The 14772-nt window shown below is 72.8% G+C and carries 13 protein-coding genes; 8 read left to right on the top strand and 5 right to left on the bottom strand.

Annotated elements, in window-relative coordinates; genetic code table 11:
• Positions 1–15 precede the first annotated feature (15 nt).
• A complete protein-coding gene (locus ACFV9Q_RS24035) occupies positions 16–1293 on the bottom strand; it encodes a DUF418 domain-containing protein (RefSeq protein ID WP_377236493.1) in 1278 nt (425 codons plus the stop codon).
• Positions 1294–1497: 204 nt separating this feature from the next.
• Here ACFV9Q_RS24035 and ACFV9Q_RS24030 point away from each other — a divergent pair, with 204 nt between their 5' ends.
• Both ACFV9Q_RS24030 and ACFV9Q_RS24025 read left to right on the top strand, forming a co-directional pair.
• A complete protein-coding gene (locus ACFV9Q_RS24030; protein ID WP_377236492.1) occupies positions 1498–2352 on the top strand; it encodes a phosphotransferase in 855 nt (284 codons plus the stop codon).
• Positions 2349–3086, top strand: a complete 738-nt coding sequence (locus tag ACFV9Q_RS24025) for an AAA family ATPase (protein ID WP_377236491.1) — start codon at positions 2349–2351, stop codon at positions 3084–3086. The genes ACFV9Q_RS24030 and ACFV9Q_RS24025 overlap by 4 nt, the downstream gene beginning before the upstream one ends.
• Here ACFV9Q_RS24025 and ACFV9Q_RS24020 read toward each other — a convergent pair.
• On the bottom strand, positions 3056–3616 hold the full coding sequence (locus ACFV9Q_RS24020) for a CGNR zinc finger domain-containing protein (RefSeq protein WP_377236490.1): 561 nt from the start codon (positions 3614–3616) through the stop codon (positions 3056–3058). The genes ACFV9Q_RS24025 and ACFV9Q_RS24020 overlap by 31 nt on opposite strands.
• Before the next feature lie 39 nt (positions 3617–3655).
• Between ACFV9Q_RS24020 and ACFV9Q_RS24015 the strand changes: the two genes are divergently transcribed.
• Entirely contained in the window at positions 3656–4753 is a 1098-nt protein-coding gene (locus tag ACFV9Q_RS24015) for a DMT family transporter (protein WP_377236489.1), read from the top strand.
• A gap of 77 nt (positions 4754–4830) precedes the next feature.
• On the opposite strand, the gene ACFV9Q_RS24010 is transcribed toward ACFV9Q_RS24015, so the two are convergent.
• Positions 4831–6486, bottom strand: a complete 1656-nt coding sequence (locus ACFV9Q_RS24010; RefSeq protein ID WP_377236488.1) for a DUF222 domain-containing protein — start codon at positions 6484–6486, stop codon at positions 4831–4833.
• 316 nt (positions 6487–6802) lie between these two features.
• Here ACFV9Q_RS24010 and ACFV9Q_RS24005 point away from each other — a divergent pair, with 316 nt between their 5' ends.
• Positions 6803–9634, top strand: a complete 2832-nt coding sequence (locus tag ACFV9Q_RS24005; RefSeq protein ID WP_377236487.1) for a DEAD/DEAH box helicase — start codon at positions 6803–6805, stop codon at positions 9632–9634.
• Positions 9635–9839: 205 nt separating this feature from the next.
• The gene (locus tag ACFV9Q_RS24000; protein ID WP_377236486.1) at positions 9840–11180 is read left to right on the top strand and encodes a hypothetical protein; all 1341 of its coding nucleotides are present in this window, start codon (positions 9840–9842) and stop codon (positions 11178–11180) included.
• On the opposite strand, the gene ACFV9Q_RS23995 is transcribed toward ACFV9Q_RS24000, so the two are convergent.
• The gene (locus ACFV9Q_RS23995; RefSeq protein ID WP_377236485.1) at positions 11164–12003 is read right to left on the bottom strand and encodes a TSUP family transporter; all 840 of its coding nucleotides are present in this window, start codon (positions 12001–12003) and stop codon (positions 11164–11166) included. The genes ACFV9Q_RS24000 and ACFV9Q_RS23995 overlap by 17 nt on opposite strands.
• Before the next feature lie 128 nt (positions 12004–12131).
• Between ACFV9Q_RS23995 and ybaK the strand changes: the two genes are divergently transcribed.
• The gene (gene ybaK, locus ACFV9Q_RS23990) at positions 12132–12638 is read left to right on the top strand and encodes a Cys-tRNA(Pro) deacylase (RefSeq protein ID WP_377236484.1); all 507 of its coding nucleotides are present in this window, start codon (positions 12132–12134) and stop codon (positions 12636–12638) included.
• Positions 12639–12660: 22 nt separating this feature from the next.
• On the opposite strand, the gene ACFV9Q_RS23985 is transcribed toward ybaK, so the two are convergent.
• Positions 12661–13074 carry a YccF domain-containing protein gene (locus tag ACFV9Q_RS23985; RefSeq protein ID WP_377231007.1) on the bottom strand — a complete coding sequence of 138 codons (414 nt, stop codon included), beginning with the start codon at positions 13072–13074 and terminating at the stop codon, positions 12661–12663.
• Between the two features lie 163 nt (positions 13075–13237).
• On the opposite strand from ACFV9Q_RS23985, the gene ACFV9Q_RS23980 reads away from it, so the two are divergent.
• Positions 13238–14086, top strand: coding sequence for a YggS family pyridoxal phosphate-dependent enzyme (locus tag ACFV9Q_RS23980; protein ID WP_377236483.1), 849 nt, complete (start codon positions 13238–13240; stop codon positions 14084–14086).
• Between the two features lie 120 nt (positions 14087–14206).
• Positions 14207–14746, top strand: coding sequence for a GNAT family N-acetyltransferase (locus ACFV9Q_RS23975; RefSeq protein ID WP_377231009.1), 540 nt, complete (start codon positions 14207–14209; stop codon positions 14744–14746).
• The last annotated feature ends 26 nt before the right edge of the window (positions 14747–14772 follow it).

Genomic DNA, 14772 nt, shown 5'->3' with positions numbered 1-14772 from the left:
TCCCGACCTGCGACGTCACCTGCGGCCCGCGTCGTAGACGCGGTGCATCACCAGCTCGATCGGGCCGCGCGGCCATCTGCGCAGCCACAGGGGCGCCGCCACCATCAGCGTCAGCGAGATCACGGCCCAGATCAGGACGACCTGCCACGGATCGCCTCCGGCAAGGCCGAGACCCCAGTCGAAGCAGATCACCGAGGCGAGCACGTTCTGCAGCACGTAGCAGGACAGCGCCGTCCGCCCGACCGCCTCGACGCCGCGCCGCAGCGGGCCCGGTGAGGCTCCCGGCCGCAGACGGGCGACGAGCGTGGTGCCCAGCGCGAGGATCCCGAGCGCCACCAGCGGCGGGACCAGGTAGCGGTCCACGAGGACCCAGCCCGGCCCGGCCCACGTCGTCAGCGCGTTCAGCGGGACCCCGGCCCCCAGCCCGACCCACGCGAGCCGACGACGCAGCCGCGCCCCCTCCGCCGTCGTCGAGAACATCCCCGCGCGGACGAGCCGCGAACCCACGAGGAACAGCACGATGGCCGACGGCACGATGAGGAGCAGCTCGATCCGGAACACGTCCATGTGCGTGAGCCGCACCACCACCTGGTCCAGCCAGCTCGCGCTCGACAGGCTCGCGGCGCCGTCGCCCGCGGCGGCCATCGCGTCCTGCCCGTCCTGCCCGCTCTGCTGGGCCTGCTGCCCCTGCTGGCCCTGTCCGTTCTGCTGCCCGCCGTCCGCGTCCGAGGTGCCGACCAGGAGCGCGGTGAGCGCCACGACCGCCGCGACGTAGACGCCGGCCACCACGCCGCCCCAGACACGCACCACGCGGTCGCTGCGCCCGACCAGGTAGGCGGCGACCAGCGACGCGATCGCGTACCCCATGAGCACGTCGAACTCGAAGACCAGCACGTAGTGCAGCAGCCCCTCGACGAACAGGATCGCGGCCCGGAGCACGTACCGGCCGGGCCACGGCACACCGCGCCGCACTATGGAGCGGTACTGCAGCTCGAGCCCCACCCCGAAGAGCAAGGTGAGCAGCGCGAGGAACTTCCCGTTGGACAGCGCCTGCAGCACGGTCCGCACCGGGTCGTCGGTGGCGAAGCCGTCCGCGAGCCACGCCGCCGGTCCGCCCGGCGTGCTGAACAGCCAGATGTTGCTGGCGAGGGTGCCGAGGATCGCGATCCCGCGCAGCACGTCGAGCGCGAGGATCCGGCCCGTCGCCCCCGTGGGAACGCCGGCGGACGACGGGGTCCGCGACACAGCGGACGGGGTTGGTGTGGCCGTGCTCGACGGCTGGTGGGCGGGCATGGGTCCGAGCCTGTCGTGGTCCGGGTGCGACGGCGTCGGCCATCCGGCCGATCTCCGCGCGGCGGCGTACATCGTTCGGAGGAGGCACGTTCGGAGGAGGCACGTTCGACGGAGAGACGTTCGGCGGAGGCACGGCGCACCCATCGGCGTCCGGCGCCGGAATTCACCTCGTGATCACGAGGCCCGGTCTGCCACCCTGGGCCCATGACGATCCCCGCCGAAGCGGCCTCGGTGCCCGACGTCGTGCGCGAGCTGGCCGGTGACGGAGACGTCGCGCCCGTCTGGCGCAACGAGCTGGGCGGCCTGACCTTCCGGATCGAGCCGCTGGCACACCCCGCGACACACGCCACGGCACACCCCGCGGCACATCCCGCGACGCAGCTCGTGACGGGCCCGACGCCGCCGTCCGCCTACTACGTCAAGTGGATGCCCTTCTCGGACCGGGCGACGACCGAACGGGTCGACCTGACGAACGAGGCCGCGCGCATGCGCTGGGCCGAGACCTGGACGCCGGTGCCGCACGTCCTCGACGTCGGCTCCGACGACGAGGCGCAGTGGCTGGTCACGGCCGCGATGCCCGCACGCTCCGCCGTCGACCCGCGCTGGCTGGCCGAGCCGGAGACCGCGGCCCGGGCGATCGGGGCCGGGCTCCGCGCGCTGCACGACGTGCTGCCCGTCGACGAGTGCCCGTGGACCTGGAGCATCGAGGACCGGATGGCGATCGCCGAGGACCGGGCGGCCCGGGGCCACGCCGCCGACGGGTGGTCGCCCGAGGCTCGGGCGCGCCTGCTGGACGCACCCGAGCACGACCGGGTCGTCGTCTGCCACGGTGACGCCTGCGCACCCAACACCCTGCTCGCCGACGACGGCACATGGTTCGGGCACGTGGACCTCGGCGGGCTCGGCGTCGCCGACCGCTGGGCCGACCTCGCCGTCGCGACCTACAGCCTGGGGTGGAACTACGGCCCCGGGTACGACCACCTGGTCTACGAGGGGTACGGGATCGACGAGGACCCGGACCGGGTCGCGTACTACCGCCTCCTGTGGGACCTCGGATGAGCGGGACCGGTCGCGGGAGCGGCAGCGGCACCGGCGCAGATGCCGGGGCAGACGCCAGGGCGGGCGCCGTCACCCCCGGCCTGCTCGTCGTGACCGGGCCGCCCGGCTCCGGCAAGTCCACGGTGTCCGAGGCGCTGGCCGACCGCTGGGAGCCGAGCGTGCTCGTGGAGGGTGACGCGTTCTTCCGGTTCCTGCGGCGGGGGATGATCCCGCCCTGGCTCCCGGAGTCGCACGCCCAGAACGACACGACGACCCGCGCGGCGGCGGCCGCCGCGGGCGGTTTCGCCGCTGGCGGCATGGCCGTGGTCTACGACGGCGTGATCGGCCCGTGGTTCCTGCCCACGTTCGCGCGGTTCGCCGGCGTCGCGGTGCTCGACTACGTGGTGCTGCTGCCGCCCGTGGAGGTCTGCCTGAAGCGGGTCGAGACGCGCACCGGCCACGGGTTCACGGACCTCGACGCCGCCCGGCACATGCACGACGACTTCGTCCGGGCGACGACGCCGCGCTCCGGTAGCGCAGTCACGGACAGAGCGGTCACCCCCGGCGCGGTCACGGACAGAGCGGGCACGGACAGCACGGTCACCGACAGCACGGTCACCGACAGCGCAGGCGCCCCGCCCGGAGCCGTACTGACCGATCTGCCGGACGACGTCGCCGGGGTCGCCGACGCGATCGTCGCGGCCATGGCCTCGGGCCGGTCGCGCTACACCGTCGGCGACGCCGCCGACGCCTGATCCGCGCGCCGGGCCCGGTGGGCGGCCTGGGCGTTGCGGTTGCTGCACGTCGTGGAGCAGTAGCGCCGCGACCGGTTGCGGGACAGGTCCAGGACGATCCCCGCGCAGTCGCTGTCGGCGCACACCGCGAGGCGGGAGAGCTCGTCGTCCCGGATCACGTCGACCATCGCCATCGCCGTCTCGACCAGGATGCGCGTGGCGAGCGGCGCGTCGCTCGGCACGGCGTGGATGTGCCAGTCGGCGGGCGGGTGCCGCACGAGCTGCGGCACCGCCCCGGCGGCGGCCAGCATGTCGTTCACCAGCCCGACGGCCGCGTCGCGGTCGGCGGTGAGCAGCTCGCGCAGCCGCGGCTGCAGTGCCAGCACCTCCTCCAGCTCGGCCTGCGTGCTGTCGTGCCGCCCGGTGTAGCCCTGTCCGGCGAAGAACGCGTCGAGGTCGGCCACGGTCGCGATGGTGACGGGTGGCTCGCCCGCGTTCACGAGCACGACGGCGGCCTGGAGCGACTCCTCGGTGTCATGAGTGAAAACCACGTTGACACATTACTCTCTCCACCCGTAGCGTCAGGACCCATGGGCGCTGTGACACCTGACATCAACGGGCCGGTCCCCGGCGGGCCAAGCCTCGACGCACCGGCCGCGCACGGACTCCGGGGCTCCCGCAGGCCCCGCGGGCCCCGTGCCGTCCGGACCGGGCCGTCGCGCCACCTCGCCCTGGGCCTGGTGTTCGCCGGCGCCTCGGCGGTGGCGTTCAGCCTGTCCGGGGTGTTCGCCAGCGGGCTCCTCGACACGGGCTGGAGCCCCGGCGCGATGGTCCTGGTCCGCGTGGCGATCGCCACGCTGGTGGTGCTGCCGCTCGGCATCGTGTCGCTGCGTGGCGACTGGGAGCCGGTGCGCCGCAACCTCGGGCTCATCGCGGTCTACGGGGCGGTGTCGGTCGCGGGCTGCCAGTTCGCCTACTTCTCGGCCGTGCAGCACATGCCGGTCGGTCCGGCCCTGCTCATCGAGTACACGGCGCCGGCCGCCGTGGTGCTCTGGTTCTGGCTCCGGCACGGTCAGCGCCCGACGCGGGCGACGATCGGCGGCACGCTGCTCGCCGCCGTCGGCCTCGTGCTCGTGCTGAACCTGGTCTCGGGCGCCCCGGGCGCCACAGCCGTCGACCCCGTCGGCATCGCGTGGGCCCTGGTCGCGATGCTCGGCGTCTCGACGTACTTCGTCATCAACGCGAACGTCGACACCGGCTTGCCGCCGCTCGCCCTGGCGGCCGGCGGCCTGACGACCGCGACCGTGGCGCTGGGCCTGCTCGGCGCGACCGGGCTCATGCCGCTGGAGTACAGCACCGCCTCGCCGGTGTACGCGGGCACGGCGGTGCCGTGGTGGCTGCCGCTGGTCGGCCTCGGCGTGATCACTGCCGCGTTCGCCTACGTCGCCGGCATCGCCGCAGGCCGGCTCCTCGGCCCGCGGCTGTCCTCCTTCGTCGGACTCTTCGAGGTGGTCTCCGCCATCGGCTTCGCCTGGCTGCTGCTCGGCGAGCTGCCACAGCCGGTCCAGCTCGTCGGCGGCGTGCTGATCCTCGCCGGCGTGGTCGCGGTCCAGGCCGGCGAGAAGCGCGTGGACAGCGGGTCCGCGGACGACAAGCCGACCGGGATCGCGCAGACGACTCCCCTGTAGCGCCGGCCCGGCCCAGCCGGCCCGGCCCAGTCCGGCGGTGACGCCGCCCGGCCCGGCGGTCACGCCCAGTCCGGCGGTCACGCCGCCCCGTCCGGTGGCTCGCCGCCGTCGGACCGGACCGCAGGCCTAGCCCGATCGACCAGCTCGGCCGGAAGAGCCGGATCATCCGGTGCGGCAGGGTCGGCAATCGCCCTGCCGTGACGGTCCGTGAACGCCCACCCTCCGATGCCGTCGCGCCAGCGCATCGTGACGCCGGTCGTGTCAACCAGGTCGTGATGGTGGTAGCAGAGCAGCGCGCCGTTGGCCACGGAGGTGTCGCCACCGTCGGCCCAGTGCCGGACGGCGTGGTGGACCTCGCAACGTGACGGCGGCTGGTCGCACGACGGAAAGACACAGTGCCGGTCCCGGGCGATCACCGCTCTGCGCATCTGACCGGTAACCGTCCGGTGCGCCCGCCCGACGTCGAGCACCGCGCCGTCCGAGCCGAACACCACTCGCGTGATGGCACTGTCACAGGCCAGGCGACGGAACAGTCTCCTGGGCACGACGCTGTCGCGCCCGTCCCCGACCAGAGTCGGAGGCACCGAGCCGAAAGCAGCGCCCGCCCGTACGACAGCGAGCTCGTCCGCGGCGCCCGCACGAGCACGAGCGCCAGCACCAGCACCAGCACGAGCGCCCACACCAGCCCGCACGCCGGCGCCCACTCCCGAGGTTGCGCCGCCCGACCGGTCGACCAGTCGTTCCATCTCGTCGACCGACACCAGCACACTGATGTGCGGGCGGACCGCGGCACCCGCACCGGTCCGGCCGTTGTCGAGCGCGGTGCGCGCCAGGTCCGCGAGCGCCTGCGCGCGGCGCTGGGTAGCCGTTCGATCGTCTCCCGGGGTCGGCCTGCCCATCACCGATCCGAGCGCCGCGCTCAGCGCGTGACCGTGCTCGTCGGTGAGGAACCCCCGGAGATGGAAGCCGCCCAGCGTCTTGGCCAGCTCGAGGTGCTCGCGCTCCTTGGCGATCCGGTATCCCCGTTCGTCGGCATCCGGGTCGGACTGGTCGGCGAACCTGTCGACGATGCGCCGGAATCCCTCCGGCGTGTTGAGGTCGACATGGCTCAGGAGCAGCTCCTCCCGCGTCATCAGCACGGCCTTCGGCTTCGATCCGCCCGCATCGCCGCCGCCCGCATCGTCGCCGTCACCAGGCTCAGCACTCCCGACCACCTCGAGCTCGGTCACGCCCGGGTCCACCAGGACCTCCTCCGCGAGCGCCTCCGCGCGCACCTCCGACGTCGGCGCCTTGTCGATCATCGCGCGCAGCTGCTCGGGCCCCACCCGGCCGGCCAGCGCCCCGGCGAGGGTCGCCGGCAGGTGGGCGGCGAGCCGGCGTCCGGCCTTCACGTCCCGGCTGGCGGTACCGAACCGCACTCCCTCCCGCCGGGACAGCCAGGCAGGAAACGTGCGCGAGCCGTCCGTGGCCCACAGGCCGTGCGCCTCGATCCTGGGCAGCCAGGACACCCGTAGGACGTCGAGGCGGTGCACCGTCCTGCGCAGCACCGGCGACAGAACGGTGAGCCGGTCCGCGACAGCACCAGCACCAGCACCAGCACCAGCCAGCTCCTGCGCGTCCAACGCCTCCGGACCTCCTACGTCCACCAGCTCGTCCACTACCCGCTCCAGGTCGGCGACGACGTCCGCCACCTCGCGCGAGGAACCCGCCCCGCCGCCCGCTCTGTGCAGCATCCCGCTCACCATGGCCGTCACCTCCCCTCACCAAAGCACGCCACCGAGGACGCCAAGATCAGCCGAACGAGATCACCGTATAGAACAATCGTCCGCAGTGACGGGCGGAAATCAGATCTGTGCACAACTTTCCAAAAAGGCCCCTTGTGGTCGCACTCCCTCGGTGAAACGACGGCGAGAAGGTCTCTCGCCGAGCCGCACCGAGCCGCACCGAGCACCGCCAGACCCCACCAGCGACCCACCGGCGACCCACCGGCGAACGCCGCCCCCTCACTTCACCCGCACGCAAGAACCGCCTGCAAGAATGGGCAGCACCATGACCGCGCCCTCCTCGACGACGTCGACAACCTCGACCGCCCCCTCCGCCACCGACCGGCCCGCCTCGTCGCAGGGCGCCCCGAAGCCCGCAGGGACCCTGATCCCGTACCTGCCCGCGCCCACGGGCAAGGACCCCGACCCGGACGTCCTGTTCGAGAGCTTCGGCGAGTGGGCCGCGGCGGGCGGGCGAGCGCTCTACCCGCACCAGGAGGAGGCCCTCCTGGAGGTCATGACGGGGTCCCACGTGGTCCTCGCGACGCCCACGGGCTCGGGCAAGTCGATGGTCGCCATGGGCGCGCAGTTCGCCGCCCTGGCAGCCCACCGCTCCGGGCGCGGCGGCCGCACGTACTACACGGCTCCGCTCAAGGCGCTGGTCAGCGAGAAGTTCTTCGACCTGGTCGCCGCCTTCGGCTCGAAGAACGTCGGCATGATGACGGGCGACTCCGCCGTCAACCCGGACGCCCCGATCATCTGCTGCACCGCCGAGATCCTCGCGAACCTCGCGCTGCGCCGGGGCGACGCCGCGGACGAGACCAACACCGCCGCGGACGACGACGCCATCGCGCAGGTCGTCATGGACGAGTTCCACTACTACGGCGACCCGCAGCGCGGCTGGGCCTGGCAGGTGCCGCTGCTGGAGCTCACGAACACCCAGTTCATCCTGATGAGCGCCACGCTCGGCGACACCACCCGCCTGCGCGAGGACCTCGAGGAGCGCACCGGCCGGCCCGTCGCCGAGGTCGCGGGCGCCGAGCGCCCCGTGCCGCTGACCTTCTCCTACGTGGTGGAGCCGCTCACCGAGGTGATCCAGGAGCTGGTGACCACGCACCGCGCCCCGGTGTACGTCGTGCACTTCACGCAGAAGGACGCCGTCGACCGGGCGCAGTCCCTGCTGTCTATGAACGTCTCCAGCAAGTCGGAGAAGGAAGCGATCATCGCGGAGATGGGCGCCTTCCGGTTCGGCACCGGGTTCGGCAAGATCCTCAGCAAGTTCCTGCGGCACGGCGTGGGCGTGCACCACGCGGGCATGCTGCCCAAGTACCGCCGCCTCGTGGAGCGCCTGACGCAGAAGGGCCTGCTCAAGGTCGTGTGCGGCACCGACACCCTCGGCGTCGGCATCAACGTGCCGATCCGCACCGTGCTCCTGACCAGCCTCGTCAAGTTCGACGGCGAGCGCATGCGCCACCTCAGCGCGCGCGAGTTCCACCAGATCGCGGGCCGCGCGGGCCGCGCCGGGTACGACACCGTGGGCGAGGTGCTCGTCATGGCGCCCGAGCACGTCATCGAGAACCGGAAGATCCTGGCCAAGGCCGGCGACGACCCGAAGAAGCTCAAGAAGATCGTGCGCAAGAAAGCGCCGTCGGGTAGCGTGAACTGGACCGACGCCACCTTCGAGCGCCTGCGCGACGCCGATCCCGAGCCCCTGGTCTCCCAGTTCCGCGTGAACCACGCGATGGTGCTCAACGTGCTGGCGCGCGGTTCCAGCCACGGCTCCAGCCACAGCCACGGCCACGGCCACACCGGACCCGGTCAGACCGGCGCGACCGACCCGGTGGACGCCATGCGCCACCTCCTGACCGCCAACCACGACTCCGAGACGCAGCAGGCCGAGCACGTGCGGCAGGCGTTCCGCATCTACCGCTCGCTGCGGCTCGCGGGCGTCGTGGAGAAGGTCCGGGTGCCGGACGGCGACGGCGGCCTGCGGCCGTCCGCCCGTCTCATGGTGGACCTCCCCCGCGACTTCGCGCTCAACCAGCCGCTGTCCCCGTTCGCACTGGCGGCCATGGACCTGCTCGACGTCGAGAGTCCGACGCACGCCCTCGACGTCGTCTCCGTCATCGAGGCCACCCTCGACGACCCCCGCCAGGTGCTCATGGGGCAGCAGAACCGGGCGCGCGGCGAGGCCGTCGCCGCCATGAAGGCCGAGGGGCTGGAGTACGAGGAGCGCATGGAGCTGCTGGAGGAGGTCACGTGGCCCAAGCCGCTGGCCGACCTCCTGGAGCCCGCCTTCCAGACCTACCGCCGCACCAACCCGTGGGTCGCGGACGCCGAGCTGTCGCCCAAGTCCGTGGTGCGCGACATGGTCGAGAAGGCCATGACGTTCGCCGAGATCGTCAGCGTGTACGGGCTGGAGCGCACCGAGGGCGTGGTCCTGCGCTACCTCGCCGACGCCTTCCGGGCCGTGCGCCAGGTGGTTCCCGACGAGCACCGCACCGAGGAGGTGCAGGAGATCATCGAGTGGCTCGGCGAGCTCGTGCGCGGCGTGGACTCCTCGTTGCTCGACGAGTGGGAGCGCTTGGCCAACCCCGTGGACGACGATGCCGACCTCGTGACGGACGGCGAGCTCGCCGACGCCGGGGCCGAGGCGCCCGTGCGCCCCGTCACCGGCAACCCGCGCGCGTTCCGACGGCTGGTCCGCAACGCGATGTTCCGCCGCGTCGAGCTCGTCGCGCGCGAGGCGTACTCCGCGCTGGCCGCGCTGGACCAGGGCTGGGACGCCGACGCGTGGGGCGATGCCCTGGACCCGCTGTTCGAGGAGCAGGGCGACGACGCCGTCGGCATCGGCCCGGAGGCCCGCTCGGCCGCGCTCCTGACCATCCTGGAGCCGGGCGCGGAACTGCCGACCAGCAGCATCAGCAGCACCGGCACCGGCACCGGAGGGGCGGACGGCGAGACCGGCCGCGTCGAGCCCGGCACCTGGTGGGTGCGGCAGGTGCTCGACGACGCCGACCGCAACCGCGACTGGGCCATCACCGCGCTGATCGACCTGGCGGCGAGCGACGAGGCCGGCGAGGTCGTGCTGACGGTGGTCGCCGTCGGGCAGGTCTAGGCCACCGCCCGAACGCCGCCCCGCCCGTCGCCCGGCAGACCCGCCCGTCGCCCCGCAACCCCGGGCGGCGGGCGGCGCGCTGTCGCGGGAAGATTTCCCGGGTGATTTGCCGACTGTTTACCCCAGTGCGACCGTCGCATAAACTCCGCTATTGAAGATCCGGTCAGCAGTGCCGCACCGGCACTGCCTGGACACAGGAGTGCCAATGACGACGCACCTGCCCTCTCCCGACCGCTCCAGCCACCGCTCCAGCCACCGACACCGACACCCGCGCGCCCGGCGAACGCTCGCCCTGCTCGTCTCGACCTGCCTCGCCGCCGCCACGGCGGTCGGGGCGGCCGCGCCCGCGACCGCCGCTCCCCTGCCGGCCGCTGCACTGCCAGCGGCTTCCCTGCCCGCCGCTCCCCTGTCAGCCGACGGCCCCGGCGTCGGCACCCCGTGGGTCGTGACCCTCGGGGACTCCTACATCTCCGGCGAGGCCGGCCGCTGGGCGGGCGCCTCCAACAGCGACTCCGACCGCGCCGACGCCCTCGGGCCGACCGCCTACTTCGACAACGCCGGCGGCACGGGCGAGACCATCGCACGGTGCCACCGCGCCTCCTCCGCCGAGGCCTACATCGGCGGCGGCGTGAACGGCCTCAACCTCGCCTGCAGCGGGGCCACGACGGCCACCTCGACCGGCACGAACTTCAAGCCGGGCATCGACTTCTACGAGGGCTCGGCCGGCAAGGGCCAGGCCCGCATGCTCCAGGAGGCGGCCGCCACCCGGAACGTCCGCATGGTCGTCGTCTCGATCGGCGGGAACGACTTCCAGTTCGCGAGCGTCGTCCAGAGCTGCGTGGTCAACTTCCTCACCTCGCCGACCTGGTGGAAGAACTACTGCCACGACGACAGCTCGGTCACGGCCAACTTCACCGCCGCGAACGTCGCCACGATCCGGGCCCGGGTGGCGGGCGCGCTCCGCAACGTCGCGACCGCGATGAGCAACGCCGGGTACAGCACCGGCCAGTGGACCCTGGTGGTCCAGACCTACCCGTCGCCCGTGCCGAACGGCTCCGGGATCCGCTACTCGGAGTCCGGCTACACCCGCCAGTCCACGGGCGGCTGCGGCCTGTGGAACCGGGACGCCGACTGGGCCAACTCCACGGCCCTGCCCACCATCAACGGCGCGCTGCTGGGCGCCGCCTCCGACGTCGGGCTGCCGAACGTCCGCACCCTCGACATGACGCACGCGTTCGACGGCAAGCGGCTGTGCGAGACCGGCGTCGGGCTCTACGAGGAGGTGGGCCTGCCGAGCTGGCAGTCACCCGGCGCGGTCGACCGGACCGAGTGGGTCAACCAGATCCGGACGGTCAGCACGATCGGCGACTCGCCCTACTACGTCCAGGAGTCGCTGCACCCCAGCTACTGGGGGCAGCTCGCGATGCGCAACTGCCTGCGCCAGGTCTGGAACGCCGGCAACCCGCGCAGCGGAAGCTGCACCGTCGGCAACCTCGGCACGGCGAGGCTGAGCCCGACGGGCGAGCCGCTCATGTCGCTCCACTGACCCCGCCCCACGACGTGTCAGACGTACCGGTCACCCCAGTGGACGGTCCATCTTCCAAGTCCCAAAGGGGTGAAGAAAAGTCCCGGAACCCCCTGCCAAAGGGTTCGAAACCGCCGACGTAGGCGAGCGTCACGAGCACCTTGCGCGTGGCGCTCGCCGAGATCCGCCCCACGAGCAGCTCCCCCAGCCCGACGGAGGCCAGGAGCGCGACGCCGATCGTCACCCACTCCCAGACCGCGAAGGCGGGGAACGTGGCGTCGGCGAAGAGGAGCTTCGCCGTCATCGCGGCGACCGCGTTGGTGAGGAAGATCGGCTGCGCGGTGGCCGCGAAGTCGCGCGGGTCCCAGCGGTCGAGCACGGAGTAGACGGCGATGGGCGGGCCGCCGATCCCGGCGGCGACGCTGCCGAACCCCGCCGCCGCGCCCGTCACCAGGAGCGGCAACCGCGCCTCCGGCGCGAAGGGCCGCTCAGCGCCGCGCAGGCGGGAGGTCACCAGCGCGAGCGTCATGGCGACCACGACGACGGCGCCCACGCCGATCTCCAGGGCGGACGCGCTCGCGTCCCGGATGACCAGGGCCGCCGGCACGCTCATCGCGACCGAGGCGCTCACCAGCCAGCCGTAGCGCCGCCAGTTCACGCGGCGGATGGTGCGCCCGAGCACGAGCAGGGCCATCACCGCGCCGACGAGGTTGACGAACAGGACGCCCTCGATCGGCCCGATGAGCAGCACGATGAACGGTCCGGCGACGAGTCCGAAGCCCATTCCCGCCACGCGTTGCAGGGAGCCCCCGACGAGGATGGCGAGGACGAGGAGGGCGAGCACGCCCCCTACGCTAGCCACGTAGTTTCCGACCGGACTCCAGGGGAATGAGTTCGCCGCAGGGGCCGACGACGGCGTCCGTACCGCAAAACCGTTGCGCCGGCGCACGGCTCGCACGGCACAATCGCGTCGTGGCCAAGAACTCGAAGTCCGCCCGCGCCAGCCACGGGACGCCCGCCGTCGTGACCCTCGAGAAGTCCGGCGTGCCGCACACGCTGCACCCCTACGAGCACGACCCGTCGAGCGAGCTCAGCTACGGCATGGAGGCCGCGGAGGCGATCGGCGTCGACGCGCCGCAGGTGTTCAAGACGCTGCTGGCCGACGTCGACGGGAAGCTCGTGGTGGGCATCGTGCCCGTGGACCGCAAGCTGGACCTCAAGGCGCTGGCCCGCGCGGCCGGGGGCAAGAAGGCCGCGATGGCCGAGCCCGCGGCGGCCGAGCGGGCCACCGGGTACGTGGTGGGCGGCATCTCGCCGCTGGGGCAGAAGACCCGGCACACCACGGTGCTGGACGAGTCAGCCGAGGCGTTCGACGTCGTCTACGTGTCCGGCGGCCGGCGCGGGCTCGACGTCGGCCTCGCGCCGGCCGACCTGCTGACGCTCACGAACGGGACGACGGCCCCGATCTCCCGCGACTGAGCCGATAAGCAGAGCGTGGTGCTCAGGCCGCCGCGGCCTGCTTGCGGTACGTCGGCAGCAGCGCGTCGCTCGGCACGATCTGCTTGCCGAGCGGCATGAGCGAGACCGGGATGAGCTTGAGGTTGGCCCAGGCCATCGGGATGCCGATGATCGAGATCACCAGCGGGATCGCGGTGATGATGTGCCCCAGCGCGAGCCACCAGCCGGCGACGATCACCCAGATGACGTTGCCGATCAGGGAGAAGATGCCGGAGCGGGGGCTCTCGATGACCTCGCGCCCGAACGGCCACAGGGCGTATCCCGCGATGCGGAAGGACGCGACGCCGAACGGGATGGTGACGATGAGCAGGCAGCAGATGATCCCCGCGAGCATGTACCCGAGCCACAGCCCGAACCCCGCGAAGATGACCCAGATGATGTTCAGCAGCGTTCTCATGGGACCCATCCTTCCGTAGAGCAGCAGGTCACGGAACCAGGCACCTCCCTGATCCGACCCTGAGCGTCCCGGCACGATCCGGGACTCCGCCGGGCCCGCACGCAGGCTCCCGTCCAGTCTGCCGACGTCCGCCTGCCCCGGCACCCCGAAATAGACTCGGCCCGTGCCCGACCAGCCCCAGCCCGCCACCCAGCCCCCGGCAGCGCAGCCCTCGGCAGCCGAGCCCTCGGCAACCCAGCCCCCGGCAGCGCAGCCCCCGGCGACGCCGCATGCGCCCACCCCCGGCACGGTCGCCGACCGGCTCGCGACCGTCCGGGGCCGGATCGCCGCGGCCGCCGACGCCGCCGGGCGCGGCCCGGACGAGGTGCGGCTGCTGGTCGCGACCAAGACGCAGACGGCGGACGCCGTGCTGGAGGCGCTGGCCGCGGGCGTCGACCTGATCGGCGAGAACCGGGTGCAGGAGCTCGTCGCGAAGGCGCCCGCCGTGGCCGGCCGGCTGACGGACGGAACGCTCCAGGTGCACATGATCGGCCACCTGCAGCGCAACAAGATCAACCAGGTGCTGGCCACCGCCACGGGCCTGGAGACGCTCGACTCGCTCGACCTGGCGCGCGCGATCTCGGACCGCTGCGTGCGCGACGGCCGCACCGGCGACACCGCCCTGGACGTGATGGTGCAGGTCAACGTGACCGGTGAGGACAGCAAGTCCGGCGTCGGGCCGGACGACGCCGGAGCGCTCGCCACCGCCGTCGCCGCCCTGCCGGGCCTGCGCCTGACCGGGTTCATGACCATCGGCGCGCGCCTGGAGGGGTCGTCGGAGCAGACGGTCCGCGCGGGGTTCGCCCGGCTGCGCGCGATCCGCGACGAGGTGCTCGCGTCGGGGGCGCCGGGGACGGGTTCCGCGACGGAGCTGTCGATGGGCATGACCGGCGACCTGGAGCTCGCGATCGCGGAGGGCGCGACGATCGTGCGGGTGGGTACGGCAGTCTTCGGCCCGCGCCCGGCCCCGTGACAGAGGTCGCCGTCGTGACCGCTACCACTCTTTGACCCAGGTCACAGACGCGCGACCACCCCGGCGGCTAACGTTTTCGGGTTCCCCCCGACCCCGCCGACTCCTTGGAGTGATAGAGCCATGTCCACCGTCACCGTGCTGCGGCCCGCCACCGACGCCGACATCTCTCACCTGGTGAGTCTGAACAACGCCTCGATCCCCGCCGTCCCGGACACCCCGGCCGACGACATGACCGAGCTGCTCGACGCGTCGTCGCTCGCCCTGGTCGCCGTCGACCCGCAGGCGCCCGCGGAGCCGCTCGGCTTCGTCGTGGCGCTCGAGGGCGGCGAGGACTGGGCGGGCGAGAACTACGCCTGGTTCGAGGAGCGCGGCCTGGACCACCTGTACGTCGACCGCATCGTGGTGGGCGAGGGCGCCCGCGGCCGCGGGATCGGCCAGCTCTTCTACGACGCGGTGTTCGACGCCGCCCGGACCGCCGGCCACGACGTCGTCACCTGCGAGGTCAACCTGAACCCGCCGAACCCCGGGTCGATGCGCTTCCACGGCCGCCTCGGGTTCTCCGAGCGGGGGCAGCAGCTCACCAAGGGCGGCGACGTGCTGGTCGCCAAGCTCGCGGCCGACGTCCGCTCCGCGGGTCCGCGCCAGGCCGTCGCGGCCTGACGCACCAGAAGCGGCGAGGTCGGTAG

This window comes from Promicromonospora sp. NPDC059942, assembly GCF_042731755.1.
In the GTDB taxonomy this organism is placed as follows: Bacteria; Actinomycetota; Actinomycetes; order Actinomycetales; family Cellulomonadaceae; genus Promicromonospora.
The sequence above is the reverse complement of the archived record's forward strand: the minus strand, read 5'-3'. Positions and strand labels throughout refer to the sequence as shown.

Bases quoted from the DNA above. Each gene is read 5' to 3' on its own strand.
- ACFV9Q_RS24035 (WP_377236493.1), bottom strand. From the start codon at position 1,293: ATGCCCGCCCACCAGCCGTCGAGCACGGCCACACCAACCCCGTCCGCT.
- ACFV9Q_RS24030 (WP_377236492.1), top strand. From the start codon at position 1,498: ATGACGATCCCCGCCGAAGCGGCCTCGGTGCCCGACGTCGTGCGCGAG.
- ACFV9Q_RS24025 (WP_377236491.1), top strand. From the start codon at position 2,349: ATGAGCGGGACCGGTCGCGGGAGCGGCAGCGGCACCGGCGCAGATGCC.
- ACFV9Q_RS24015 (WP_377236489.1), top strand. From the start codon at position 3,656: ATGGGCGCTGTGACACCTGACATCAACGGGCCGGTCCCCGGCGGGCCA.
- ACFV9Q_RS24010 (WP_377236488.1), bottom strand. From the start codon at position 6,486: ATGCTGCACAGAGCGGGCGGCGGGGCGGGTTCCTCGCGCGAGGTGGCG.
- ACFV9Q_RS24005 (WP_377236487.1), top strand. From the start codon at position 6,803: ATGACCGCGCCCTCCTCGACGACGTCGACAACCTCGACCGCCCCCTCC.
- ACFV9Q_RS24000 (WP_377236486.1), top strand. From the start codon at position 9,840: ATGACGACGCACCTGCCCTCTCCCGACCGCTCCAGCCACCGCTCCAGC.
- ACFV9Q_RS23985 (WP_377231007.1), bottom strand. From the start codon at position 13,074: ATGAGAACGCTGCTGAACATCATCTGGGTCATCTTCGCGGGGTTCGGG.
- ACFV9Q_RS23975 (WP_377231009.1), top strand. From the start codon at position 14,207: ATGTCCACCGTCACCGTGCTGCGGCCCGCCACCGACGCCGACATCTCT.